Here is a 24123-nt window from a genome sequence, read left to right as displayed (position 1 = left end):
AAGTAAATCCTATTCCGTTCTAAGCCATGCTGCCGGAAAAGTTACAAGTATGTGACGAACCCCTCAATACCTTAGTAACGGAAGCGGTTATTGCGCTGATAAGTCGGCAGTTTTGGCGCTTTAATCGCCCGTATTACCCACACCACCGCGATAGCCAGAAGCAGCCATGGCAGCAGTTTGATCGTCAGGGCAAATAATCCGCCAATGAACATGACCACCGTCGCCACAACAATCGCCGCGAAAATGCCGAGTAGCGACACGCCTGTGGCTAACAGCATGACGAAAAAGCCAATAACAAAAAGTAATTCCAGCATGGTGCTCTCCCACGAGTTCCCGAATGATGCTGCAACCATTACAAGAATCATGCCAAAGCTAACGTATTGTTCTTAAAGAAAAACGCCCCGCGAGAATTCGCAGGGCGTGGTGAATTTGACGATCTTTTAGCGAAAATTATCGCTTATCAGCCACCAGTCGCAGCGCATGTTCCAGCACTTCAATATCGGCACCGGCTTTATGCGCGTTCTCGCTGAGGTAACGACGCCACTGGCGCGCGCCTGGAATCCCCTGGAAAAGGCCAAGCATATGGCGGGTGATGTGGCCAAGATACGTGCCGCTGCTCAGCTCACGCTCAATGTAGGGGTACATGGCGCGCACGACCGCAACCGGATCGGCTTCTGCGCCTGCAACGCCAAAGATCTCACGGTCAACCGTCGCCAGAATGCCCGGATTCTGATACGCCTCGCGCCCGACCATCACGCCATCCATATGCTCAAGGTGCGCCTTCGCCTCGTCCAGCGACGTGATACCGCCGTTGATCGACATCGTCAGGTGCGGGAAGTCACGCTTCAGTTGATACACACGCGGGTAGTCCAGCGGCGGGATCTCACGATTTTCTTTCGGGCTCAGACCCGAGAGCCAGGCTTTACGGGCGTGGATGATAAACATCTCACACTCGCCTTTCCCTGAAACCGTGTTGATGAAATCGCACAGGAATTCGTAGCTGTCCTGGTCGTCAATGCCGATACGGGTTTTGACCGTCACCGGAATGGAGACCACATCGCGCATCGCTTTGATGCAGTCCGCCACCAGTTGGGCGTTACCCATCAGACAGGCGCCGAACATGCCGTTCTGCACGCGGTCGGAAGGGCAACCGACGTTGAGGTTGATCTCATCGTAGCCGCGTTCTTCCGCCAGCTTCGCGCACTGCGCCAGCGCGGCCGGATCGCTACCCCCCAGCTGCAGCGCAACCGGATGCTCTTCTTCACTGTATGCCAGGTAGTCGCCCTTCCCGTGAATAATTGCGCCCGTGGTCACCATTTCGGTATACAGCAGCGTATGGCGGGAGAGCTGGCGCAGGAAGTAGCGGCAGTGTCTGTCCGTCCAGTCGAGCATAGGAGCCACGCTAAACCGACCACTCCAGTGAATGCCAGAATTATCAGATGCCGCGCTGGTTTGGTTGGTTTTTATCATTTCAAGATTACCGTGCATTTTTTGACATTTACGTATATTTTTCTCTCATTGGGTTCCCACTCAGGCCCCCATACACATGGGAACCTGTTATAACGAGATGAGCGAATGGCCTATTATAACATAGAGAAACGACTTAAAGCCGACGGCACTCCTCGCTATCGTTGCACCGTCCTGATCAAAGAAAAAGGCGTTGTTACACACAGAGAGAGCAAAACATTTCCAAAGCAGGCGCACGCAAAAACCTGGGGAAATCAGCGCGTGCAGGAACTGGATCTTCATGGGCTCCCATCATCCGACGACGCAACAGGAATCACAGTTCGTGATCTGCTGCAAAAATACATCAACGATCCAAACGCTGGTGGCAAATCCGGGAGAACAAAAAGCTACGTCCTGAATATGCTCGTCGACTGTGATATAGCAGCCATCCCCTTGCTTTCACTGACCGCAAATGATGTGATAGAGCATTGCCGACTGCGGAATAATGCAGGAGCGGGCCCGGCGACCGTGAGTCATGATGTCAGCTACCTTGGAAGCGTGCTGGATTGTGCAAAGCCTGTGTATGGCATTAACTATACCAGCAACCCGGCAAAAGAGGCCCGCCCTCACCTTCTCAAACTTGGGCTGATTGGGAAATCAAATCGCCGTAGCCGTCGGCCAGCATCTGAAGAACTGGACATGCTGATCGAAGGATTAAAGCAACGTTCAGAACACAGAGTCTCAAAAATCCCGTTCGTAGACATTCTGATGTTTTCAGTTTTATCGTGCATGCGTATTGGCGAAGTTTGCCGCCTGCGGTGGGATGATATCGACGAAAAGCAAAAATCTGTGCTTGTGAGGGACAGGAAGGATCCACGGAAGAAGGAAGGCAATCATATGAATGTCGCTTTGCTCGGAGAGGCATGGGATATCGTTCAGCGGCAGCCGCGCAAATCAGAGCTGATCTTCCCCTACATTAGCGGCTCAGTAACTGCTGGTTTTCAGAGGGTAAGGAGCGCGCTTGGAATCGAGGATCTGCGTTATCACGATATGAGGCGAGAAGGTGCGAGCCGACTTTTTGAAGCCGGGTTCAGTATTGAGGAAGTTGCCCAAGTGACGGGGCATAGATCATTGAATGTTCTGTGGCAGGTTTATACAGAGCTATTCCCTAAATCGCTGCACGCTAGACTTGAACAACTACAGAAATCCAGAAGCAGCGACTAAACGAAATGCTGCGCTGCGGGTTCAACTCCGACCAGCCCACCAATCATGATTGGACTGTGCAAGGATAGCACCAGTAAAAACAGGAAGTTTGCAGTCTCGCCAGGATACCGGCCATACGGTGATGAGGCAAAAAAGGATACGTAAAGGAGCCGTAGCTCCTGAGCGATTAAAAATGCCCGCTTAAGCGGGCTTTTTTATATGTTTGAGCCTCTCGATCTTGCTTCAACATTTTTCTGGTAGATTGCGATGGCTTCATCCACCAGCGCTAATGGATACATAGTGTTTACTCCGATCCCTGATGGGCATTTAATCTTTTCCGCCCCTCTTTCGCTGCGTAATTTTTCACACCAATGCCAAAGCTCATCAATGGACATTACCTCAAGACTCAACTCCATTAAACGCTGTGGAACACTCCGAAATTGAGACAGATCTCGCAAGCTCTCTAATGAGTTAACTTTGAGCTCAACGTCATTGACTCTGCTTTCCAGTTCCTCGCGTTTTGCAATTTCCATTACCAAAGCATTGACTGTCTGTTGAAGACTTGTAGCAAAAGCACTTATCTCAGACTGTTCTTTTTTCGGCGGAGGAGGAAATTGTCCAAATTCACGAATAGAGGGTAGTACTTTATGGAACAACCATCGCTGGAATTTCTTGCCAGCGGAGGATGTATCTTGAGCTAAGACTCGATAGAGACCAGGTTCCGTCAAGAACGCTTCACTCGTAGCCTGACCATTCTCTATCATAGGGATGTTCTTGATTTCATCAGGATCCAGTGTTTGGATGACTGCCTTAATTACCGGAAGCAAGCTTTTTGGCGACTTACCATCCATCTTTCTGTTTTCAATAGAAAGCGTTTTCAAAACATCAGCTAAAGATACGTAAAACTGCCCTTTCTCATTGATACTGCGTATGTAGCTTTCACCACCTTCGCCTTCATAGCAAAGCTGTAATAAATTCATATTCATCTGGATCCCCACTTTTTTTCCACGATTATAACGTGGATACCGGCGCTGTCATGGGGTGTCGGGGGTCGGAGGTTCAAATCCTCTCGTGCCGACCAAAAATATTAAATTAAACCAACCTCTTACGGTTGGTTTTTTTATGTCTGAAATTTGAGCGGGGAAAAACTGGGGAATAATTGGGGTGTTACACCGACATGCAAAACCTTGACACTGTATAAATAACCAGTTAAAAATTAACTGTATATCCAAACAGTAAAAGGAGGTTTTATGCGTGTCGAAATCAGTATTGCAAAAGAGAAGTTCTCTAAGCTTCCCAGCAAAGCTCCCGCTGTGCTGCAGGCTGAAATGGAAAGGCGCTTAAGCAAGGAATACCAGGATGTTGAGGTTATCGTTAAATCAGCCGGAAGCGATGGCCTGTCGGTTCTTCGGACGGTCGATAAAGACTCCGCCAAGAAGAAGGTTGAAAATGTACTGAAAGAAACATGGGAGTCTGCTGATGACTGGTTCTTCTGATATCGACAACATAATCATCTCGGGGGCTCGTATTTATTTCCCTCCAGATAATCGGCTGCCAAAAGCATCCAGCGATATGCTTACCTTTGCTGTTGTCCGTGATCCAGATACCATCCCGGATTATTTGCTTTTCGTCCATAAAGAAGGTCAATGGGAGCTTGCTTCGCCCCGTTTTTTCACTGAAGCAGCCCATGCAATATCCACTGCAACCAAAATTGCAAGCAGTCGTCTCCCGAAAGTTACCTACTGAGTTATCACTGGTAAAGTCATCACTAGCTGGGCTTTGTTGAATAAATCGAACTTTTGCTGAGTTGAAGGATCAGATCACGTATCTTCCCGACAACGCAGACCGTTCCTTGGCAAAGCAAAAGTTCAAAATCACCAACTGGCCCACCTACAATAAAGCCCTCATCAACCGTGGCTCCATAACTTTCTGGCTGGATGATGAAGCTATTCAGGCCTGGTATGAGTCAGCAACACCTTCTTCACGAGGCAGACCTCAGCGCTATTCTGACCTTGCCATCACGACTGTGCTGGTCATTAAACGCGTATTCAGGCTGACCCTGCGCGCTGCGCAGGGCTTTATTGATTCCATTTTTTCTCTGATGAACGTTCCGCTACGCTGCCCGGATTACAGCTGTGTCAGCAGGCGGGCAAAGTCGGTTAATGTCAGTTTCAAAACGCCCACCCGGGGTGAAATCGCACACCTGGTAATTGATTCCACCGGGCTGAAGGTCTTCGGTGAAGGCGAGTGGAAAGTCAAAAAGCATGGCCAGGAACGCCGCCGTATCTGGCGTAAGCTGCATCTCGCCGTTGACAGTAAAACACATGAAATCATCTGCGCTGACCTGTCGCTGAACAATGTGACGGACTCAGAAGCCTTCCCGGGTCTTATCCGGCAGACTCACAGAAAAATCAGGGCAGCATCGGCAGACGGCGCTTACGACACCCGGCTCTGTCACGATGAACTGCGGCGTAAGAAAATCAGCGCGCTTATCCCACCCCGAAAAGGTGCGGGTTACTGGCCCGGTGAATATGCAGACCGTAACCGTGCAGTGGCTAATCAGCGAATGACCGGGAGTAATGCGCGGTGGAAATGGACAACAGATTACAACCGTCGCTCGATAGCGGAAACGGCGATGTACCGGGTAAAACAGCTGTTCGGGGGTTCACTGACGCTGCGTGACTACGATGGTCAGGTTGCGGAGGCTTTGGCCGTGGTGCGAGCGCTGAACAAAATGACGAAAGCAGGTATGCCTGAAAGCGTGCGTATTGCCTGAAAACACAACCCGCTACGGGGGAGACTTACCCGAAATCTGATTTATTCAACAAAGCCCACTAGCTGGTAACTATTCAATACTCGCACTATCGAACTATCACTAGCCAGCCACCGCCCGTTCTTGCATACGACGGCGCGGCGGCTCCCCCATCTTAAGACCAATAACCGCGATTCCTGTCTGGAACACGTGATCCGTTTCGGCTATGTGGTTATGCCGTGCGATGAAGAGGAAAAATTCATGCTCGGCGAGATACAGGAAATGATTGCCGTAGCACGGCGCGCACGTGATCGCTGGCTGCAACCTTAACCACGCAGGGTAGCCCGCTATTGCATATAGCGAGGCTGCTCTATTAGCAATGGCATCAAGTACTTGGTACTATAAGTGCACACGGTTCAAACATCAGCATTTCTATAACATTACATTTTGATTTAAAAGGATAAAATCATAGATGATTAGTTCTCAGCGGTTACAATTATCTAATAAAATAATGTATATAATAACATTCACTCTTCTATTGCTAGTGTTACCAACTGCATTCATCCATGAAAAAACATCACGCGTTATATTTTACTGGTGCGGATATTTATCGACATTAGGATTACTTCTTAATGCTTGTACAAAAAAACATTCGCTCCATCAAAAAAATATCGCTATTATTTTTCTATCCCTTGCTTGTCTTTTTATAGGGTGGTCTGCACTATCAAAATATTACTCAGGTGAAGAACTCTCTGAACTATTGTTTACCCCTGGAAAAAGATGGGTAATTGCAACAATTATTTCTCTATATATTTTAAATATCAAAGAGAATACAAGATTAAACATCAATTCCAATCCGATATTATTTGCTATGAGCCTGGCATTTATCGCATCTAGTGCCTTTGGTATTATTCAAGGATTACATAGCGATGAAAGAATTTTTCTTGGCATAAACAGAGCTACATTAACTGCTTACTCCTATAGTGCATTTACTTTATCTTTTTCCGCACTAATTGCTATTACAATATTAAACAAGTACAAATATTTAATACAAGCACTTGTTCTTATAGTTTCTACCTATGTTATTTTTCTAACCCAGACACGTGCGGCAATGTTCATTCATCCAATACTAGGATTATTTTTGCTCGTTGCATGGATGTATAAAGATAAGATTCTTAGCTTGAAAGTGCTTATTATTTCTTTCATGGCGTTAATTGTTGTGATGATGGCTAACTCAAATATAATAGCAAATCGTTATAATTCCACTATGCATGAGATAAATCAATATAATCGTGGGTATGATAATACATCTCTCGGAGCAAGATTTAGCATGTGGAAGCTTGGTTTAGTTGCTTTCTGTGAATCTCCATTTGGACAAAGTGAATCTCATCGTAATAATGAAATAACTGAATATCTGAAAGAAAGAAAAGAACATTCTGCCGCAACGCAATACCTTAAAATCCACCTTCACAACGAATTTATACAATACGCTTCTATATTTGGGATTTTTGGCGTAATCGTTTTACTATCGTTTTTCTTTGCTTTGACATTTAAGATAAGCCAGCCACCTATAATTGGGCCAGTCAGCATAGCAACTATATCAGTTTTTTTATACGGCGCTACGGACGTACTGCTCACATCCATAGAACTAATAGTTATTTTCTCCACAACCATTATACTTTCCAGCATGGCATGCCACTTGAATAAAAAGGATGTAAAATGAAGGCCTATATAATTAATTTGGAGAGTGCGAAAGAAAGAAAAGAGTCAGTGAAAGCACAAGCTGAACACACTGGGCTCCGTTATGAATTTATACAAGCTGTGGATGGACGAAAAATACCAGTAAATTTGCTTTCTCTTTTAAGGAAAGAGCACAGCTATGCTGTCACACCTGGTGAGATAGGTTGTTCTTTAAGCCATCTTGCAGCTTATAAGGCATTAGCATCTTCCAATGAAAATTGTGCTCTAGTGCTTGAAGATGATATATTCATACCGGATAATATTTCTCAATTCTTAAGCGAATTGGAGAAAAAAATAACAACAAATACTCCGTGTGTTTATTTATTATCCCACGTCAATCACTACAATAGTAAATCTATTTTTGATTTACCAAGCAATCATAAAATCCATGAAGTTTATAACGCTGCATTTACACATGCATATGTTATAAACAGAGCGGCCGCACTTGTTCTGCTTGATAAACTATTCCCTGTTTGGTGCGTCGCCGATCAGTGGCAAACATTCAGGGAGTTTGGCTTAATACGTTTGTATGGCGCCATCCCAGAATACATAAAAACAAATCCTAAATACGAAAGTACCAGCACGATCGGAAATCGTGAAGACATTAGCATCCAGAGAGAGAAAGAAATAGCTTGGAAATTCATTTATTCTAACCGTTCAGTCAAGGTCAGATTTATGAAGTCATTAGATCTAATTTTCCACAGGCCATTCCAAAAAATAATTAAACACTGATTTCAGAGGCGCTGAATATTTTACAGCGCCTTTCATTTAAATTGAACCGGGTATTGTCGGCCAGTGAATATCTGGAGCGTTGCTGATCTCAATACGATTGAGAAAAATCCTGTATTTTCTCCACTCTAGAAGTAACGTAGTTTCTTCATTAGTTGCAATATTCATATCCACGGCATCCTGAAGCGTGGCGATAAAGCTTTCTGCCTGAGTCAGCAGCTCCTTTTTTTTACGCTGAGCTTGGTCCACATGATCCACTTGAGCGGCGATAATCTGTCCATTATCAAAATTAAACTTCCCACCTAGAGCCATATAACCCGCATCAGTGAGTTCCTTTGGAACGTTATCCGGCGCAATTTCAACGACGATCTGATTAAGCGGAAAAATAGCGCTCGCATCATACGAAAAATGAACAATTTCTTTCGAATCAGGATTGAAAGAGACTTTCAACGTTTCTTTTGAAAGTTTTTTAAGCCACTGATACCAGTCGTTGTCATTCTCGTCTTTCAGGAATACAATGTTCATACTTGGAGATTTTGCAATGTAGTATAATTCCAATTCTTCCTGAGAGAGTTTTGCCACCTTCGCCGAAGTATATCTTCCCCATTTTTCCAACGGGTCATATTTTTTAAATACACCAGACTGCATTGTCATTAAGCCACCCACGCTGTGTACCAGTTTCCACCGATATTATATTGGATATAGCGATACTGCACCGCTGTGAAGTTTGTTTTTTGCTGCACTGCGGTGACAACAGCACCATCTGGCGCATATGCAAAATTATTATCGTTGTTCCCGTTATCTGCCGTTCCAGGTGAGGACAGCCTTATCCCCCCTTGCAGGAAGTTAGCGATAGTCCAAGCAGACGTTGCAAAATTCCCACTAACCCATCCATCTGTTGCCAGAAATATCCCTGAGTTATCGTCATGGAGCATGAAGGGCTTGGATTTGTCATTATTATAAACACCTACCTGAGTGATGTATTGACGACCTGGCTTTCCTGCAAGAGCCACACTAACATCATCCTTTGTCGGGAATTTTGCTGACAGATACGCACTTATCCAGCCAGGCCCTGAGCCTGTATTCCAGATATCTCCGTAAACATCACCATTTTTGTTAAATATTGCTGCACCAGCCAGCAAATGTTCCGCGGCCCCGATAATGCCTTGTCCGGTACTGATGAACGCACGAATAATATCGTCTGCTGAGCATTTAAACCCAATGCCATTCCATGACTTAATATTCAGATTATTGCCGTCGAATCCTGCGCCATCAAAATTACCTGTAACAAATCCCCCTGAGCCATCACCAACCCCAACTGAATTCTCTACGATTAAATCACCTTTCAGCGTTCCTCCGGTTATTGGAAGTGCACCAACATCACCGGCTGTAGGTTTAAAGCCTGTGTTGTATGTCCTGCACAGGGTCCACGCCAAGCCACCATCAACGGAATCACGCCTGTAGGCTGTCCATTGCTCAGAGGGGTCATTGTAGTTAATAAACGTCAGTCCCGGCGAGCCAGTGGCATCACGCAGACCGTGAACGAAAATGAAATAATGCTCTCCGTTTAACCCTGTCGGGATATTGGTACACGTACTCATTCTCACGAAAAGATGTTCGCCCAGAATGAATCTGTATGTGCTGAAATCAATGCCCGTGGTGAGCGGGCTCCTCGTCAGGCCAACCCCATAATCACCGACTTTTAAAACCCGTCCTGCCGTGGTATCTCGTGCACTGTCAGTTACATCAGCGGTGGCCGCGCTCTTCAGGCCGATGTTTTTACGTGATTCAGCAGCATCCTCTACATCGCCCAGGTTCGCGTCCTGGCGAAGGAACAGACCATCTCCGCTGGCAACCTTCAGCTCGATATCCGCCGTTTCCGACACGGCAAGCCTGAACTGCAGTCTGACGCTGATGCCGCTTGCCGGCTTCTCAATCGCAGCACAGTTCGCCACGGCATAGAGTTCGCCCGCATCGGTCAGCAGACCAACCTCGCGGACCACAAAGCCTCCCACACCCGCAGGCAGCACAAGCTGCGCAATAAACTGGTTTGCCTGGTCAGGTGAGACCTGCAATGCTGAAATCGTCGCCCGATAAACTTCATGGACAAGAGTGGTTAACGCCGGGTCAGGTTTAACCGCCTGGCCGTTACCGTCGCCCACCACAAAATCTTTAATAATGACGGGTTTCCCGGTCGCTGAAGACTGCGCCTCCAGTTCCTTACCCCTGTTGGTCAGAATACTGTAATACTTCTCAGCCATGGCTAAACTCCTGCCTCAATCTCAACATCGATCCAGGCGGTGACAGCACCGCCCGTATAATAAGTTCCCTTTGCGCCAAGGTCCGCAATCACGTCTATGGTGGTCAGCAGGCTGCGCAGGTTTTTTGCTTTATCCACCTGGCGGCGTATACGCTGATACAGCGCATCATCAATTTCCTGAATGCTGTAAACCTCGACACGGAATGTGTAAGGGGCTTTGCGGGGTTCGTCCTCCCACCACTCCACGACGGTCGTCGGCAGGCTGACGGCGCTCAGGGAACGCCTGACCGCGCCGGCGGTACCACGGTGCTGATGAACGTACGCGGCATCCTTAATCACCTGACGCTTCTCAGCCTCGCTCCAGGCGTCTTCCCACGAGTCCACAGCAAATTCCCATGCCAGCCAGGGCAGCAGATGCGCCGGACAGGTGTCGGGATTTTTCACCTTGCGTACCATGCTGGTGTCCAGCGCCACGATCTGCTCTGTGCTGGCCTGCTCCTGTGCCCGTTCGGGGTAAATTGATGAAGGAGGAAGCAGGGATCGGAATTTATCCTCCATGGTTAGCTCCCTGACGTGTGACCTTTATCGCGCTGCACCAGGGTGCCTGCCCCGGTACCGCTTCAAGATCCGCCGCCGGACTCGCCAGCCTGACTCTGGACACACCGGGCTGCTGAAGTGCAGCGTAGATAGCGGATAGCGGCACGATGGCATTTATGCGATGGGAAAGCTGTGTATAGCTCGTCAGCGCGCTGATGGCATTGTCCAGTACCGTCTGCGCATCCGGTCCGTCGGGTATATCGAGCTCTGCCGTTACCGCATAACCGGCAATGGTGGCACTTTTGACACTGACATAGTCAGTCAGCGGTCTGATCTCATCAGCACTAAGTTTATTCATTACCGTTTCAATCAGAATAAGACCGGCCTCCCCGTTCCCGGTTCGGGAGAGGACATAGACGTCCACCTCCCCGGGGCGGTTATGGGTCTCAGGCCCGTAGGCGTCCGCGTCAAGCACATCGTTGTCTGCGGACTTGGCATGGAAACGGTACGCGTTGCGTGCACCTGCCGTATTCAGCTGCGCCCACGAAAGCTGAATGCGCTCGCGAAAAGCATCATCGCTTTCATAGACAGGCTCAACGGGGGGTACGGCTTCCGGATCGCCGGGGTCAATGACCAGGCGGGGAACGTTAAAGGCCGCGCCTATCTGGTCGAGATCGGCCCCTCTGGCGCTGGCAAGGAAAACGGCCCGCACCGCATCATTAACGCGCTGAAAGGCCAGCGTCAGCTGATAGGCGTTGACCTCTCCCTGCTTATAAGCCGGATCAGATTCCACCAGCGCATCAAACTCCGGATCCAGTTCACGCAGGCGCGCCAGCCAGCGGGTAAAAATATCGGCGGCATCCGGAACAACAATCGCATCCGGTACCGCCAGTGCGGACAGGTTAATTACGTCGTAGCTACTTGCCATAAATCTGTATGCCTCCGGTGCTGACGGGAAGATTATTCTCTTTGTTGATCCCCTCGATATCGACGACACACCCTGTTTCATCGGCAGGGAAAGTGACCATCACACGCGTAACCCGCAACCGGGGCTCCCAGCGTGCCAGCGCTGAGGCCGTGGCCGCGATAATCCGCAGTCGGGTGAGATCGTCGCGAGGATTGTCCACCAGCGAAAACAGGTCACTGCCGTAATCACGAACCAGCACACGGCTGCCGAGCGGCGTGGAAAGGATATCGCTGACCGACTGGCGCAGATGATCGCTGCCGGACAGGCGCTTCCCCGTCCGGCTGTTTACACCGTTCATAACGTTTTTCCGTATCAGGACCGCCGTGCGGCGGAGAATTAACCGAAGTAGTCCGGGCCGGTTTTATCCTTGCCGGATTTTTTAGAAGATTTGGGTTTGTGAATATCAACCACGAGGTTGTAGGTGTAGCTGAACCCGGCGGCCGTCAGGGAAAAGGCGAGCGATTCAACCACCCACGAGCGATCTTCCCGCTCGCCAAAGCCGGACGTGGACACGCCGGATTCTGCCGTGAGGGGAACATGTTTCGGTCGGCACGGGCCGGTAACCGTCATCTTCTGCTCATTGCGGCGGGCCTGCGTCTTTCTTGATTTGGCCTGCTGGTCGGCGGTTGACTTTGCCGGCTGGGTATACGGATTCGCCATCGAGGGGCCATCATGGTCAACGGTGGTGGTTTTTGTCTTTCCGTCCACTTCATCGTAATACCGGACACCGATTTTTCCCGATGACTTGCCCTCTTTGCCGGAAGCTTTCCCTGTCGAGCTGCCCCGCTCTCCCTCACTGTATGACCAGTTAGAGACTTCATCCGGGGTGATAACCAGCGTGCCGGTTTGCCTGCCGGATGTGTTCGCCGTCGCCCCCTGGCGGAGAAAAAGCCAGTAACCGCCGGAAGGTTTGCTGACAGCATTCCAGGTCCGGGCAAGCCGGGTCAGCAGGTTCGCATCCGATTCTGCCACCTGGTCAACATGGTCAATATGGATATCTGCGAGCTCCGCGGCCACTTTTGCCTTCAGCCCGTTTTCCGTGGCGATGGTCCTGACCAGATCCGCCAGACGAATGTTATCCCAGCTGCGCGTTTTCTGGCTGAGCACATCACCGGGCTGTTTTTGCGCGTTCATGGGCGCGGCAGTGGCATAAATCTCGATACGCCGCGGCGGACCGCTGCTGCTGACGCCCGAGACCACGAACCAGCCCTTATCCACCAGCTGGTCGTTAAACCCCAGCGCCACGCGCAGCCGTGCCCCTTTTACAGGCAAAGGCAACGTTTCGGACAGCAACGTGATCTTCAGCTCATCCGCTTTTGCCGTGGCACCGCCGTAATCTGTCAGCGTCAACTCCGACAGGCTTTGCTGCAGCGCGCGGGTAATATCTTTCCCCTCCGCGCTGACGCTGAAAGCAGGCGCATATTCCGGTTTAACAATCTGTTCAGTCATATTAATCCCACAGGCTGAAAGCGGACGCCTGAACCGGCGGAGCCAGGTCAGGCAGGGTGATAAACAGGCCAGCCGGGTAGACCGCACCGATGTCGGCCAGCCCCGGATTTGCTTCAAGTACCTGCGTCACGCTGTAAGAAAGGTTTTCCGTGCCGTAATGCGTCGCGCAGACTGCATCAAGCACATCACCGTCACGGGTTTGATATGTCGTCGGCATAATGTTTCAGCGTCATCGTCCAGTTTTTATTTCGGTGACCGCCGCCTGGCAGGAAACGGCTGGTCGTGTCGGAGAAGTCAATAACCACCCACCAGCCCAGCACATCCCCTTCGCCGCTGACCAGCTGCTGAGGCTTATTCTGATCGGCGAGGTCGAAGAGATCGTTTACGGCATCCACCCCCTTTCGAAAGAAGGCATGCGACTCCCCTCCGAGCCGGACCGTACGCCCGGGCTTGCCGGTATACTGCAGTAAATCCTGTTTACCGATCCGCTCCTGCTCGCTCCAGCGCCAGCTGGCCTCCCGGGTCAGCTGGCTGTACGCCGTGGTATCAATGGAGAAGGCAAAATCGCCCAGCATCATCATTACCCGGGCGGCCTGGGCACCACGTGCCGCGCTGGCCCCTGCCTGCCCGAAATCCTCAAAAACAGGAATGATTTCACTCACCAGATTTGCCCTCCGTCCAGCATGCTGTTGTTACCATTAAAAGCCGGGCTGCTTTTCGTCATACCCTCGACCGCATCAGCGATGCCCTGCTCACTTTGTCCGGGTGCACCATGAATTTCAAACCGGTATTCAAAGCGGCGATTATCTGTCAGCTGCCGGGGCGCAGCGGGAGCATCTGCTGAATCCAGCGTCTGCAGCAACATATCCCAGCGGCCTTCAGCCTCTGAAACGCCATTCCCCTGCCGGTCCTGCGGTGCAGTCACTGCAGGAGGGGAAACCTGTTCTGGCGTCATAAAGCCATTCTGGCCGAACAGCGCCCCGCTGTTCTCAGGGGTCAGATACTTATCAAGGGCGGTATTGAAAGTGTCCTCGTCGTCACGGATAAAGCCCCGGGTGTCACGGTACGATTTTTTCACATCGTCCGGCAGATCCGGTTTTTCTTTAAGCTGCTGTTCGAACCACTCTCCCTGCCCGTTGCGCTGCGCCGTCATGCGGGCGATATCTACCGAGCCGGTCATGGCCAACGATTTGAGCACATCCCGCTGATCGCTTCGCTCATCCGGCAGCAGCCAGGACAGTTTTTTCGCCAGCGCATACGCCACTTTTCCGACGAAAACGATCCCCTGCCCGAACGTCAGCACGCCGGGGTAGAGGTCATTACGCAGAAAACTGACGATGCGCTTGATCCCCCCGCCTTTAAACCACTCCGCCATATCGTCAGTCAGACGGCGGATATCCGGCGCCAGTTCGTTACCGAGCTGGCCGGAGATTTCCGCCAGCGCAGAAGAGAAGACGGTCTGCAGATTGGTAATAGCGCGGTTGCCCTCCATCGCACCTTCAGCCCCCTCTTTCGTGACGAGGTTATACCGGCGCTGCTCGTCCATCAGATCGCGGTAACTCTTCCCGGACTGCTTCAGCAGCATCAGGAGCTTGCTGGCCTCACCGCCAAACAGCGAATCCAGCGCAAACGAGGCTTTCGACTCATCCTGCAGGCTGAGCGCACGCTCGACGATTTTTTCAAACTGCGCCATATCGCTGAGACCGGCTAAATCTCCCGCCTTAAACCCGAGCGTTTCAAACGCATCCTGCAGCGAGCCCTGCTTACCGTTCTGCTTGTATTCCCCCGCCTTGTGCAGATACTCCTCAAACAGATCGCCGATATTCTCGCCGTTCATGTCGTACTGTTTTGCGAGAGTATCCCAGGCATCAAACGTCGGGATGTCCACGCCATAGCTTTTCGCCACACCCGCACGCCGGGCCGTCTCCGCATTGGTGGCCGCCGGTGCTATCAGGGTGCCCAGCGCGGAAGCCACCACCCCACCGCCGCCGATCGCCAGCCCCGGAGCCACCATGCCGCCCAGCTGTCCGGCAATCCCCAGCCCGCGGCGAAACAGACCTTTACCGGCCCCCTTAAATGCTGCCAGCCGCTGCGCCTTCTGCATCTGCTGGTTCAGCTTCTGCTGTTCGGCTTCGGTTTTACGGATTTCACGGGACACGTCACTGTACCGCCGCTTAAGGTCGCCCAGGCTTTGTCCGGCGAGCTTTGCCCGCTTGATTTCCGCCGCCAGCTTAGTCTGATCTTTCGTCAGTTTTTCTGAATGCTTCCCGACGTCCTTCAGGCTCTTTTGCAGGCCGTTCGCTGAACGGCTCCATGAACTGTCGATATTGCCGCCAAAGGTAATGACGGCCTTAAGGTTCTGGCTTAATCCGGCCACGATTTACCGCCTCCACTTCGTCGGTGAGAAAATCAGAAAACACGCTGAACGGCATATCCAGGTACTCCGTCATGGGAAAATGCAGACGCCGCCCCAGAAAGCGTATCGCCCGGATCAGGCCTCTTTCGGTCGCTCCCCGGGCGGGAGCATAAAAACATTAAATGCGTCCAGCAGCTGCGCATAATCTGCCGCCGTCAGCTGCCAGATATCCTGCTCACTGAGGTTGCACAGCAGCGCAATCATGCGCGCTTCTTTTTCTTCTTCGCTGCCCCGATCCTTGGAAAAAGCAATGCGATCGCGCACCAGCGGCTCGCGCAGCGTCACCTGTTCGAGCAGGCCACCGCTCTCAAAGGAAACAGGGGAATACAGTTTGATAACGCGGGTTTCACCAGGAAAACTCATAACACTCTCCGTAAAGTAAAAACGGCCCGAAGGCCGTTACAGGATAAAGACAGGCTCAGAGACGGACTTTCGCCGCCAGGCCGGACAGCACATCCACGCCATTCACCCGGCGCGAGAATCGCTCCGTATCAATTTCAAAGAGCTCGCGGCCGTCTTTGGTCTGACGGTAATAGCTCACGGCGATGTCCACTGTGACGGCATTTTCGGACAGGCTGTCCTTGCCCCGCGCATCCGGCGTGACGGACTGTACAAAGCCCTCGATCTCCTCGATGGTGCCCAGCGCGGTGCCGTTCGCCAGATAGCCCTGATAGGCCGTAAAACGCGGGCGACTGCCACTGACAAAACCAAAGGCAGTCAGCATGTCCGTGTCCACCCCGTAAAACTTCAGCTGGCAGGTCAGCGCCTCCATGCCGTCATCCACGGGAGAAGGGGCGTCCTGTGCGCCGGTGCGCAAATCGGTTTTGACAATGGACAATGCCGGCGGCGTAAATTCATGTGCGCCCTGAATACGGATCCCCTGCCGGAAGAAGGTCCAGACGCGTAACGTGTTTTTTTCGCTCATGCTGCCAGCATCTCCTCAAGCGCATAGTTGTTATTCACCCGGACGCGCAGGCTGATAAGTTCAGTCGGCGATTTCGGACCAAAGTCATAGTTGATGTACAGCACACCAGCCGCCATGCTCTCAGCGGTATTAAGCTCCTCATCCAGCCAGGCACGACCGCCGAAAATGGCACCGAGGCCGATCAGCTGACGCATATAGGCGTTGATGGTGCCGATGATGTCGTCGGCGTTTTCCCGATCGAGCGGGCGGTCAACGTATTCCAGCATAGTCTCCTGAATGCTGTCCTCGATGACGTCTGCAGTGCGGCGAACCGATTCAAAGCGCCACTGGGGATTGGTTCCGCACAGGCGGTTACCCCAGTGCTTAAACCCGGCACGGCGGATAATAGTGGACACGTTCTGCATGTTGAGCAGGTTCGCATCGCAGTTTTCATCGCCGAGAATGAACTCGTCGACCTGCTCCACGCCGAGGATATTGTTGATGTCCTGGTTAGATTTGCTCCACCACCAGCCCTTCTCAAAGTCGATACGGGCACGCAGTCCCGCCGCAAACGCCGAATACGGGCGGTAGACCAGCTGGCCGTCCGCATTGCTGACCTGAACGCGCGGGCGCAGCAGTTCAGTGCGCATGCCATAGGACTGACGTCGCTGGACCACTTCCTGCAGCGTGGCACCGGATTCACAGTCTACATACGCCACTGCGCGTAGTTTGCCGGCAACGGTTTCCAGTGCCTTGCCCACGGCGTCATCCTCACTGAACCCCGGCGCAATGACGATTCGGGGCTGGTACGTCGTCACCGATTTTGCAGATGACAGCGAGCCGATCCCGGTAAGCACCGCTGCACGCTGTTTCGCTTCGTCGGTTTCTTCCGACACACGAACCACCACCGTCAGGGCATTTCGCTGATCGTTGATTTCGGTCAGTGCCGGCTTCAGCGAGCCCTTCTCACCCAGGCGGGAGAGCATCGTGGTACCGACAATTGCCACCGGCGTATTCAGCGGGAACGGCTCATCCTCGCCACCGGACAGCTGCAGGCTGAACGGCGTGACAATACCGCTGCCGGTACCCTTTGCGGTCACTTTCACATCCGCCACCGCGCTCACGGCCGTGACCACCTCTGCTGGCGTTGCCGTAAGCTTGCCGGAGCCATCACAGCCCAGCGTGATGGTCAGCGTTAATGCTGTCGCATCCCAGGCGGCAGAAGTGTCAATCGCCACGGGATTGTCTTCATCCGGGATGCCCGCCACCGCGTCAACCACCACAACATTGCCCGCCCTGCCTTTGATCGTTGCAGCAAAATCCACAACGTTATCCAGGATGGGTGTTCCGACGGTACCGCCTGCCGGAATACCGGCTGACGCATCCGGCGCGGTACCCACCAGGCCGATAATCGCCGTCTGGATCGTCATGACCGCGACCGTACCGGATGTCAGTTCGATCGTTTCCACACCATGTAAATTCGCCATTCATTTTCTCCAGGCATAAAAAAACCTGCTGAAGCAGGTCACATTTTCTGATTAGGTTTTCCGGTCGTACCGCCACTGTCTCCCCGGTGATCATGGTCATTGAACGTCTGACGGATCCCGCTCATTTTCCCGGTACCGTCTGAAATCTCCTGGGTGGCACCGATATTTCCATCCACGTTCGCGTCGGCATTGAATTGCGACACGCCCTGCACAGTAAGGGTTTCGGTAATTTCCACCGGACCGTCCAGCGTGCCTTTCCCGGTGATTTTGTAGGTACCGCCCTCCGCCAGAGTAATGGTCAGGGCATGCGCGGAACGATCATACCGGATCTCGGTACCGTCACCGTATCGGGTGATATGTTCGCTGTCGCTGCCCTCCGGTACCGGCAGCGCGCCGGTATTCCAGCCGGGAAACACCCGACCATTATTCAGCTCACCCGCCTCAGACAGCACCGTGACCGGATCACCCACCGCATAAGGGTTAGAATCCGCCCGGTTCGCTCCGGCAAAACCCTGACAGAGCGGCAGCCAGGTGGTGATGATGTCGCCCAGATCCACCCGGCACTTCGGTATGCCATCATGCTTAACGGAGTGAATAACCCCGCGCCGCACAATATTCGCCAGGCGGCGCTGTAAATCGCCCTCGATATCACTCATCGGGTTTTGCCTCGTAAATCAGCTGATAGTCATCCACATGTGCCCGACCGATATCCGGTGCCTTGCCCAGCCAGGCCGCTTTCAGCGGGGCATTCAGCTGTGCAAACGGATCCGCACCAAAGGCGGCTGACTGTGTGAAGGAGATTCGCCAGACCAGGTAATCATCCATGCGCGGATCAAACTCATCGCGTGCTGCATCGATAAAGATGGCTGGCTCCAGATGGGTCAGGCCGAACTGCTGGCCGTCAATCCACTGCGTGATATCTGCGGCCGCCGTGCGCAGGAAAATTTCCGGGCGACTGACACCTGCCCCGGCTGCATCCACCACCACGAACAAATCGCAGGACAGATTGACGTTGAGCTGCCCTTCATTACCGCCACCCGGCTCCCAGCCGTTAATGGAGTAATACACAGCCGGCGTTGTCAGCCCGGTAAAGCGGGGCACGTTTTTTTCCGGATAGGCATCAGCGTCGCGTACCCACGCAATGTTTTTCAGCGCGCCGGTAACAGCATCGTGATACTGCCCCAGCAGCAATGGCTCGGCCATGGTTTACCTCAGACAGAAATACGGGCTTTCACGCGCCCGCGCAGGTCAGTTTCAAAATGATGCATGAAAATCTCCATCGCCTCCGCAAAGGCGTTATCCTCGATGTAGTTCAGCATCGGCTCATAAATATCCACTTCCGCCTCGCGGGTACGACGGGTATCCGGATCGCGAATAACCACCGTCCGCCGGTTTTCACGGCGGGAGCGCGCCACCTCCCCGTTTTCAAACGTGCGCGGGGAAAGCAGGCTGCCCTTTGGGGTGAATCCGGCGTTTTCTGCCTGGCGTCGCGCCTTTATATACCGCCCGGTGGATTTATCCCGCCGGGTATGGTGAGGCCTGACCCGCCCGTTAATCCGGCCTTTCAGGTCTTTTACCTTGATGGCATTGAGACCAAACCAGAGACGAAAATTATCCAGTTGTGACTGAGAAGCGCGATCAAGACGAAAGGAAAGCAGACGCCGGCGCACCAGATCCAGGCTGCGTGGCGCCAGCCCGTCTTTCAGGTCTGCCATCGCTTTTTTACGCAAGGTGGCGGCGGTACGTTTCAGCGCGCGGGAATACGCTGCCCGAAACTGTTTATGGGTGGCACCGATGTGCTCCGCTATCCGCCAGATGGCATCCACATCGATATCGACGGGCAAATCCCGTCGCAGTCTGGACTCACGCGCCATGTCAGCTCCACTTATTGATATCCGGCTGCACCTTACCCGGTGCGCCATACGCCAGCGTGACGCGGGTACGGCCTTCTTCATCAGCCCCGACGTGCGTCACACGATAAGCCGTGCCGTTAATTTCCACCTCGTGGTGCTTCTCAAGCCCCGCGATTTCGGCGGTCATCGCGCTGAAGGATGGGGCCCGATCCTGAATCTGCCCCCCGCCCTGCACATCAACCGGCGCATCTGGCGTCTCAAAAATAACGGTGACAGAACACAGCTCACTGCCAATGTAGAGGACAGCAGGCACCTCTTCGGCAAATGCCCGGGAGATCCGGGCATCTGCTTTTAACAGGCGTTGACGAAAGCGGTTCATCAGAACCCCAGGCGCACGCGGGTTTCGGTTTCGCCGGGGTTGTTGGTGATCCACGCCGTACCCGCCACCACCAGCGCATCGTCGGCAGGCTTCACCGCCGTCAGCAGCCCGATATCGTTAAGGTACAGTTTTGTGCCGCGCTGCCAGGTTTCGTCCGCCACTTTAGGCAGCACAAAGACCCCAGTGGTATGCAGAACGCCCTCCCCGCCATCCGGGATATCCCCGTGCGCCACCCCCATAAACTGCCCGACCGCAACCGGATCGCCGGATTTCACGTCCTTACCCGTGCTGTTGCTCCAGTCCATGGTGGTGCCGTCCTGATAATAATTTGTCGCCATTGTTATTCTCCGCAAAGCTACGGGGCGACACACGCCGCCCCCGGATATAAAAAAACCGTCAGCAGACGGTTGTTATTTTTTGGTCACTTTCACCATGCCGCGGTGATCAAGCGCGGCCACCCCGGCATCTATGCGCACCTTGAAGGCGGCACCGTCAACGGTGAAGCCCTGCTGCTGCTCCAGATACGGGGTGTCGATGCCGTCGAGATAGGCTACCTCAATGGTGTCGCGCCCCTTCGCAGCCGCCAGGTAGTAATCCGTCGGGCTGCTGTCATCCAGTCGCGCCTCAGAAAGTACCGTGGCGAAGTTCTGGATCGGGTTGGAAATGCCGCTGTTGGCATCCGCACCCGGCACGCTGGCCGATTTGATCAACTGATTCGTGCGTGACTCAATCGCCACCGGCGTCAGCATAAAGGCCGGGCGAATGTTCAGGCGGCGATCACCGGATTTCTGCAGCAGCATCGCCTGGCGTGCGGAATCCAGCCCTTCGATACTCAGGTCAGCTGCCACCAGATTGCCGTGATCGGCATGGAACAGCGGCTTGCCGTCCGACATTTTCGGGTTGCTGGTCAGCACCGCCCATACCAGATCGCCGATGGTGGCACGCGCCGCGCCGCCCATCGCCATTGGAATGCGGGTCAGCATGTCCAGGTCGTCGTTGATGATGGTCTGGCGGTCAAGGCTGAACAGTTCGCCGTAGGTCGCCAGCGCAATCGGCTCACCGCGATCCTTCAGGGTGACATACTTATATTCCGCCCCGGCGCGTACCTTACGCAGGGTCGGGAAAGCTTCCAGCCCGACACGGTGCGCGGTTTTGAAATCGGTCAGCGTGCCCTTACGGGTCCACTGGTCGAAGGTTTCACTGGCCTCATCCCAGCCCAGCAACGCGGCTTTATGGGCTACATCCATCAGGATATTGCCGAAGTCGCTGCTGCTGTGAGTGAACGCCAGTCCGACCATGGCCAGCGGCGCCGCGTGACCGGAAATGCCAATACCGCGATCCACCAGCGAGGCACGCGCCAGTTCACGCAGGGTGTAGCCGTTGTAGGCGTTATCTTTCTCAGCCTGCGCATAACCCGCTCGGGTCATGATGGCGGCGCGGATGGAGTCACCGACCAGATTACCGTTGCCGGCGTGGAGGTGAATGGCACCCGGACCTGCGCTCGGGGTGGTGCCCGCCGCCAGCGCCTGCAGCAGTTTGTCACGGGCTTTTTCGGCGTTGCAGGTGAAGTCGGCCAGGCACTCCGCCTTCAGGGTCGCGAAGGCCGGGAATGCCTCAAACACGGCGGTGACGGAATTCACACGCTCCGCGTTCGCCGTCTGCATCTGTTGCTGCAGCTGCTGGGCCAGCGCGGTGATATCGATGTTTGCCATCTGCTGCGCGGGCTGCTGCGGTGAGGTCGGGTTAAGGTTTGCCTGTACCGGCGCGGGTTGTTGTACCGGAGCCGGTAGCTGTGGCTGATTCACCGGAGCTTCGGCGCGCGGCGCAAAAATGGATTTAATCTGTTCTGGCATGTTCTGGTAATCCTTCAGTTTATTTTCATTCACACAGGCCGCGGCCTGCAGTTCAGGTTCAAGCGTGTCGGCGAAGCCTTTTTCCACCGCTTCGGCACCGTTAAGCCAGGTCTCCGCTTTCAGCATCGCCTCCAGCTCCTCCTGCCCGAGTCCGGTTTTGTTCATGTAGGCGCTGAGCATCAGTGCTTCATTCCGGTCAAGCCAGTCGGCATAGTCGCGCATGTCGTCGGAATCCCCGGCGATGCCGCCCCAGGGTTTGTGGACCATGATCCAGGCATTTTCCGGCATGTGCACCGTGGCGCCGGGCAGACAGACAATCATCGAGGCCATACTGGCCGCCACGCCGTCCACCCAGATATCCACCTTTGCCTTCAGCCGCGACAGGGTGTTGTAGATGGCAAAGCCCTGCATCACATCGCCGCCGGGACTGTGGATATGCAAATCCACCGCGCTGGCGTCAAACACCCCAGCCTCTTTACAGTCAGCGACGAACTGCTGAGCAGTGATGCCCCAGCCGCCGATCACGTCATAGAGGAAGATTTCAACACGTCCTGCCGACAGCGCGCGGATTTCATACCAGCACTGACCGTTCGCCGCATCGACACCCGCCAGGCTGGCGCGGGGGTTAATCATCATCGTCCGGCTCACGCCGTTTATCGTCTGGTTTTGCCGTTGCATCTGGCATCGCTCCTTTGTCATTGGCGGCGTCGGAATCAAACACCAGCCCGTTTTTACGGTTAAATTCGGTTTCACGCAGACGCTGGCGTTTAACCTCCTGCGGGTTTTTCCCGCGGGCCCGCGCCCATTCGGCTTCAGTACCGGCGCCGCCTCGAACAATGGCTTTCCAAGCGTTCGCCTCTTTCCCCGGATCAATCCACGGCATCACCGGCCCGAGATAAAGCGCGTTATAGAGGGAGTTCGGATCGACATCCGGCGGAACTTTGATACCGCTCAGCAAGGCCATCGCCAGCCACGCACGGTAAACGGGCCGGCTGTGCTGACCCACAAACCACTGCTGCAGGACGTTGTAACCTTCGAAGCTTTCCACCAGCTCCTGACGCTGTGAGCTGTAGGTGCCGTTATAGTCACGGGCAATGCTGGAATAGCTGCCGCGAGTACCGGCGGCTACGGCTCGCATCTGCCCGTTCCGGAATTCGTACAGGTGAACATTCGGGCGGTTTGACTCCACCATGCCCAGGTCTTCGCCTGGCCGGAGTTCGTCGTAAATCATGCCCGGCGCGATATCGTAATGACGCTGACCGCCGGGCGCTGAAAACTCACTTTCATCGCCAAGAGACTGCGCATCGCCACGCTTGATATAGAAGCCCAGCGCGGCGGCAATACGTGCCGCAACACGCTCGCTCTCTTCATAATCCTTAATGTCCGAAAGACGAGTAATAACCCCGTGGATCAGGCTGATACCGCGCAGCTGGTGCAGGCGCTTGCGCTGCGCCAGGTGAAGCATGTTGTCAGCGGAGACAGTTTTCAGGTCGGCGCTGAACCGCGTCATGTTTGCCGGGTGATATTTGTAAACCCGGTACCCCACAGGACGCCCCCACTCGTTCACGATGATGCCCTGACGAACCTGCTGGCCTGAGGTGCTGTTAAGGTTGAACGGCACAAAATCCGCCTCCAGCATTTCCAGCGAGAACGGTACCGACGTGGCATGCTGCAGACCCGGCACATTCCCCCTTACCAGCTGCGTGAATACTTCCCCGTCGCGCAGCGCAGAACGCAAGAGCAGACGTTCAGCCTCCGGGCGGGTAAACATGCCGGTGACCTCAGGACGCACAGACCATTCCGCCCAGAGCGCCGAAAGCTGCCCGGCGAACCCGGAATGGAGATTGCCCTCCAGATCGAGTGGTTGCGGTTCAACATGGATGCCGTGAGCACCAATCACCCGGTCTTCCATTTTGTCGAACAGGCCGATGACCAGATCGTGGTTTTCATCGAGCCACCTGGCCTGCTCTCGCAGGGACTGGCCTGCAGCAAACACAGAGGTGTCCGCTGACTGGCTTTCTTTTTTCGCCTTGTGCAGGCGGGACGCACTTGCCGCTTCATACGCATTGAGCCGGAGACGATCCCGCGCGCGTGCCGCCGCCCACCCCGGCGCCAGCGCACCCAGTGTTTTTTCAAGAATGCCCATAG

At 53.6% G+C, this 24123-nt stretch carries 28 protein-coding genes; 6 read left to right on the top strand and 22 right to left on the bottom strand.

The features are described 5' to 3' along the window. Positions 1-71: 71 nt before the first annotated feature. Both pspG and dusA read right to left on the bottom strand, forming a co-directional pair. A complete protein-coding gene (gene pspG / locus MX657_RS01865; protein WP_080329961.1) occupies positions 72-314 on the bottom strand; it encodes an envelope stress response protein PspG in 243 nt (80 codons plus the stop codon). Positions 315-450: 136 nt separating this feature from the next. After that, entirely contained in the window at positions 451-1488 is a 1038-nt protein-coding gene (gene dusA / locus MX657_RS01860) for a tRNA dihydrouridine(20/20a) synthase DusA (protein ID WP_346807107.1), read from the bottom strand. Between the two features lie 87 nt (positions 1489-1575). Here dusA and MX657_RS01855 point away from each other — a divergent pair, with 87 nt between their 5' ends. Continuing rightward, the gene (locus tag MX657_RS01855) at positions 1576-2670 is read left to right on the top strand and encodes a tyrosine-type recombinase/integrase (RefSeq protein ID WP_045339409.1); all 1095 of its coding nucleotides are present in this window, start codon (positions 1576-1578) and stop codon (positions 2668-2670) included. Positions 2671-2864: 194 nt separating this feature from the next. On the opposite strand, the gene MX657_RS01850 is transcribed toward MX657_RS01855, so the two are convergent. Then, positions 2865-3635 (bottom strand): BRO-N domain-containing protein, encoded by a 771-nt coding sequence (locus MX657_RS01850; RefSeq protein WP_032634139.1) that lies wholly within the window; start codon positions 3633-3635, stop codon positions 2865-2867. A 264-nt stretch (positions 3636-3899) separates the two neighbouring features. Here MX657_RS01850 and MX657_RS01845 point away from each other — a divergent pair, with 264 nt between their 5' ends. The 5 genes from MX657_RS01845 (at position 3900) to MX657_RS01825 (ending at position 7873) form a co-directional block, all read left to right on the top strand. Then, positions 3900-4145, top strand: a complete 246-nt coding sequence (locus tag MX657_RS01845; protein ID WP_322921385.1) for a DinI-like family protein — start codon at positions 3900-3902, stop codon at positions 4143-4145. Continuing rightward, positions 4129-4395 (top strand): hypothetical protein, encoded by a 267-nt coding sequence (locus MX657_RS01840; protein WP_322921383.1) that lies wholly within the window; start codon positions 4129-4131, stop codon positions 4393-4395. Before MX657_RS01845 ends, MX657_RS01840 begins: the two co-directional genes overlap by 17 nt. Positions 4396-4456: 61 nt before the next feature. Continuing rightward, entirely contained in the window at positions 4457-5425 is a 969-nt protein-coding gene (locus tag MX657_RS01835; protein ID WP_429844281.1) for an IS5-like element IS903B family transposase, read from the top strand. 448 nt (positions 5426-5873) lie between these two features. Beyond that, on the top strand, positions 5874-7124 hold the full coding sequence (locus MX657_RS01830; protein WP_322921381.1) for an O-antigen ligase family protein: 1251 nt from the start codon (positions 5874-5876) through the stop codon (positions 7122-7124). After that, the gene (locus MX657_RS01825; protein WP_322921380.1) at positions 7121-7873 is read left to right on the top strand and encodes a glycosyltransferase family 25 protein; all 753 of its coding nucleotides are present in this window, start codon (positions 7121-7123) and stop codon (positions 7871-7873) included. The genes MX657_RS01830 and MX657_RS01825 overlap by 4 nt, the downstream gene beginning before the upstream one ends. Positions 7874-7909: 36 nt before the next feature. Here MX657_RS01825 and MX657_RS01820 read toward each other — a convergent pair whose 3' ends face one another. From MX657_RS01820 to MX657_RS01730, 19 genes are all read right to left on the bottom strand, one after another. Continuing rightward, complete coding sequence (locus MX657_RS01820; RefSeq protein ID WP_322921378.1) at positions 7910-8524, bottom strand: tail fiber assembly protein; 615 nt, start codon at positions 8522-8524, stop codon at positions 7910-7912. Next, entirely contained in the window at positions 8524-10131 is a 1608-nt protein-coding gene (locus tag MX657_RS01815; RefSeq protein WP_322921376.1) for a phage tail protein, read from the bottom strand. Before MX657_RS01815 ends, MX657_RS01820 begins: the two co-directional genes overlap by 1 nt. 2 nt (positions 10132-10133) lie before the next feature. Further along, a complete protein-coding gene (locus MX657_RS01810) occupies positions 10134-10688 on the bottom strand; it encodes a phage tail protein I (protein WP_322921374.1) in 555 nt (184 codons plus the stop codon). Further along, positions 10678-11595: a baseplate assembly protein gene (locus MX657_RS01805; protein ID WP_322921372.1), complete on the bottom strand. Its 918-nt coding sequence runs from the start codon at positions 11593-11595 to the stop codon at positions 10678-10680. The genes MX657_RS01810 and MX657_RS01805 overlap by 11 nt, the downstream gene beginning before the upstream one ends. Beyond that, on the bottom strand, positions 11585-11932 hold the full coding sequence (locus MX657_RS01800; protein WP_048701710.1) for a GPW/gp25 family protein: 348 nt from the start codon (positions 11930-11932) through the stop codon (positions 11585-11587). The genes MX657_RS01805 and MX657_RS01800 overlap by 11 nt, the downstream gene beginning before the upstream one ends. A gap of 38 nt (positions 11933-11970) precedes the next feature. Next, positions 11971-13083 (bottom strand): contractile injection system protein, VgrG/Pvc8 family, encoded by a 1113-nt coding sequence (locus tag MX657_RS01795; RefSeq protein ID WP_346807103.1) that lies wholly within the window; start codon positions 13081-13083, stop codon positions 11971-11973. Between the two features lies 1 nt (position 13084). Then, positions 13085-13300, bottom strand: coding sequence for a tail protein X (locus tag MX657_RS01790; protein ID WP_346807102.1), 216 nt, complete (start codon positions 13298-13300; stop codon positions 13085-13087). Beyond that, entirely contained in the window at positions 13275-13736 is a 462-nt protein-coding gene (locus MX657_RS01785) for a phage tail protein (RefSeq protein WP_429844898.1), read from the bottom strand. The genes MX657_RS01790 and MX657_RS01785 overlap by 26 nt, the downstream gene beginning before the upstream one ends. Positions 13737-13741: 5 nt before the next feature. Next, positions 13742-15460, bottom strand: coding sequence for a hypothetical protein (locus MX657_RS01780; RefSeq protein ID WP_346807099.1), 1719 nt, complete (start codon positions 15458-15460; stop codon positions 13742-13744). Positions 15461-15574: 114 nt separating this feature from the next. Then, positions 15575-15862, bottom strand: coding sequence for a phage tail assembly protein (locus MX657_RS01775; RefSeq protein ID WP_346807098.1), 288 nt, complete (start codon positions 15860-15862; stop codon positions 15575-15577). Positions 15863-15917: 55 nt separating this feature from the next. Beyond that, positions 15918-16424, bottom strand: coding sequence for a phage major tail tube protein (locus tag MX657_RS01770; protein ID WP_346807096.1), 507 nt, complete (start codon positions 16422-16424; stop codon positions 15918-15920). After that, the gene (locus MX657_RS01765) at positions 16421-17890 is read right to left on the bottom strand and encodes a phage tail sheath family protein (protein WP_346807095.1); all 1470 of its coding nucleotides are present in this window, start codon (positions 17888-17890) and stop codon (positions 16421-16423) included. Before MX657_RS01765 ends, MX657_RS01770 begins: the two co-directional genes overlap by 4 nt. 38 nt (positions 17891-17928) lie before the next feature. Further along, positions 17929-18546 (bottom strand): phage baseplate assembly protein V, encoded by a 618-nt coding sequence (locus tag MX657_RS01760; protein ID WP_346807093.1) that lies wholly within the window; start codon positions 18544-18546, stop codon positions 17929-17931. Further along, positions 18539-19093 (bottom strand): hypothetical protein, encoded by a 555-nt coding sequence (locus MX657_RS01755; RefSeq protein ID WP_346807091.1) that lies wholly within the window; start codon positions 19091-19093, stop codon positions 18539-18541. The genes MX657_RS01760 and MX657_RS01755 overlap by 8 nt, the downstream gene beginning before the upstream one ends. Before the next feature lie 8 nt (positions 19094-19101). Then, positions 19102-19764, bottom strand: a complete 663-nt coding sequence (locus MX657_RS01750; protein WP_023299864.1) for a hypothetical protein — start codon at positions 19762-19764, stop codon at positions 19102-19104. Between the two features lies 1 nt (position 19765). Then, positions 19766-20122: a head-tail joining protein gene (locus MX657_RS01745; RefSeq protein ID WP_346807089.1), complete on the bottom strand. Its 357-nt coding sequence runs from the start codon at positions 20120-20122 to the stop codon at positions 19766-19768. After that, positions 20122-20460, bottom strand: coding sequence for a DUF2190 family protein (locus tag MX657_RS01740; RefSeq protein ID WP_346807087.1), 339 nt, complete (start codon positions 20458-20460; stop codon positions 20122-20124). Before MX657_RS01740 ends, MX657_RS01745 begins: the two co-directional genes overlap by 1 nt. A gap of 72 nt (positions 20461-20532) precedes the next feature. Then, positions 20533-22653, bottom strand: coding sequence for a ClpP-like prohead protease/major capsid protein fusion protein (locus MX657_RS01735; RefSeq protein WP_429844474.1), 2121 nt, complete (start codon positions 22651-22653; stop codon positions 20533-20535). Next, on the bottom strand, positions 22601-24121 hold the full coding sequence (locus MX657_RS01730) for a phage portal protein (protein ID WP_346807085.1): 1521 nt from the start codon (positions 24119-24121) through the stop codon (positions 22601-22603). The genes MX657_RS01735 and MX657_RS01730 overlap by 53 nt, the downstream gene beginning before the upstream one ends. Positions 24122-24123: the final 2 nt, after the last annotated feature.

The organism is Enterobacter chuandaensis, from assembly GCF_039718975.1.
Taxonomy (GTDB): domain Bacteria; phylum Pseudomonadota; class Gammaproteobacteria; order Enterobacterales; family Enterobacteriaceae; genus Enterobacter; species Enterobacter chuandaensis.
This window is presented reverse-complemented; position numbering and strand designations above follow the sequence as displayed.

Excerpts from the sequence above, each read along its gene's own strand:
- MX657_RS01790 (WP_346807102.1), bottom strand. The coding sequence starts at position 13,300 with ATGCCGACGACATATCAAACCCGTGACGGTGATGTGCTTGATGCAGTC.
- MX657_RS01765 (WP_346807095.1), bottom strand. The coding sequence starts at position 17,890 with ATGGCGAATTTACATGGTGTGGAAACGATCGAACTGACATCCGGTACG.
- MX657_RS01750 (WP_023299864.1), bottom strand. The coding sequence starts at position 19,764 with ATGGCGCGTGAGTCCAGACTGCGACGGGATTTGCCCGTCGATATCGAT.
- pspG (WP_080329961.1), bottom strand. The coding sequence starts at position 314 with ATGCTGGAATTACTTTTTGTTATTGGCTTTTTCGTCATGCTGTTAGCC.
- MX657_RS01830 (WP_322921381.1), top strand. The coding sequence starts at position 5,874 with ATGATTAGTTCTCAGCGGTTACAATTATCTAATAAAATAATGTATATA.
- MX657_RS01795 (WP_346807103.1), bottom strand. The coding sequence starts at position 13,083 with ATGACTGAACAGATTGTTAAACCGGAATATGCGCCTGCTTTCAGCGTC.
- MX657_RS01850 (WP_032634139.1), bottom strand. The coding sequence starts at position 3,635 with ATGAATATGAATTTATTACAGCTTTGCTATGAAGGCGAAGGTGGTGAA.
- MX657_RS01740 (WP_346807087.1), bottom strand. The coding sequence starts at position 20,460 with ATGGCGACAAATTATTATCAGGACGGCACCACCATGGACTGGAGCAAC.
- MX657_RS01770 (WP_346807096.1), bottom strand. The coding sequence starts at position 16,424 with ATGAGCGAAAAAAACACGTTACGCGTCTGGACCTTCTTCCGGCAGGGG.
- MX657_RS01840 (WP_322921383.1), top strand. The coding sequence starts at position 4,129 with ATGACTGGTTCTTCTGATATCGACAACATAATCATCTCGGGGGCTCGT.
- MX657_RS01745 (WP_346807089.1), bottom strand. The coding sequence starts at position 20,122 with ATGAACCGCTTTCGTCAACGCCTGTTAAAAGCAGATGCCCGGATCTCC.
- MX657_RS01775 (WP_346807098.1), bottom strand. The coding sequence starts at position 15,862 with ATGAGTTTTCCTGGTGAAACCCGCGTTATCAAACTGTATTCCCCTGTT.
- MX657_RS01815 (WP_322921376.1), bottom strand. The coding sequence starts at position 10,131 with ATGGCTGAGAAGTATTACAGTATTCTGACCAACAGGGGTAAGGAACTG.
- MX657_RS01855 (WP_045339409.1), top strand. The coding sequence starts at position 1,576 with ATGGCCTATTATAACATAGAGAAACGACTTAAAGCCGACGGCACTCCT.
- MX657_RS01760 (WP_346807093.1), bottom strand. The coding sequence starts at position 18,546 with ATGAGTGATATCGAGGGCGATTTACAGCGCCGCCTGGCGAATATTGTG.
- MX657_RS01730 (WP_346807085.1), bottom strand. The coding sequence starts at position 24,121 with ATGGGCATTCTTGAAAAAACACTGGGTGCGCTGGCGCCGGGGTGGGCG.
- MX657_RS01755 (WP_346807091.1), bottom strand. The coding sequence starts at position 19,093 with ATGGCCGAGCCATTGCTGCTGGGGCAGTATCACGATGCTGTTACCGGC.
- MX657_RS01805 (WP_322921372.1), bottom strand. The coding sequence starts at position 11,595 with ATGGCAAGTAGCTACGACGTAATTAACCTGTCCGCACTGGCGGTACCG.
- MX657_RS01825 (WP_322921380.1), top strand. The coding sequence starts at position 7,121 with ATGAAGGCCTATATAATTAATTTGGAGAGTGCGAAAGAAAGAAAAGAG.
- MX657_RS01845 (WP_322921385.1), top strand. The coding sequence starts at position 3,900 with ATGCGTGTCGAAATCAGTATTGCAAAAGAGAAGTTCTCTAAGCTTCCC.
- MX657_RS01820 (WP_322921378.1), bottom strand. The coding sequence starts at position 8,524 with ATGACAATGCAGTCTGGTGTATTTAAAAAATATGACCCGTTGGAAAAA.
- dusA (WP_346807107.1), bottom strand. The coding sequence starts at position 1,488 with ATGCACGGTAATCTTGAAATGATAAAAACCAACCAAACCAGCGCGGCA.
- MX657_RS01800 (WP_048701710.1), bottom strand. The coding sequence starts at position 11,932 with ATGAACGGTGTAAACAGCCGGACGGGGAAGCGCCTGTCCGGCAGCGAT.
- MX657_RS01810 (WP_322921374.1), bottom strand. The coding sequence starts at position 10,688 with ATGGAGGATAAATTCCGATCCCTGCTTCCTCCTTCATCAATTTACCCC.
- MX657_RS01735 (WP_429844474.1), bottom strand. The coding sequence starts at position 22,653 with ATGCAACGGCAAAACCAGACGATAAACGGCGTGAGCCGGACGATGATG.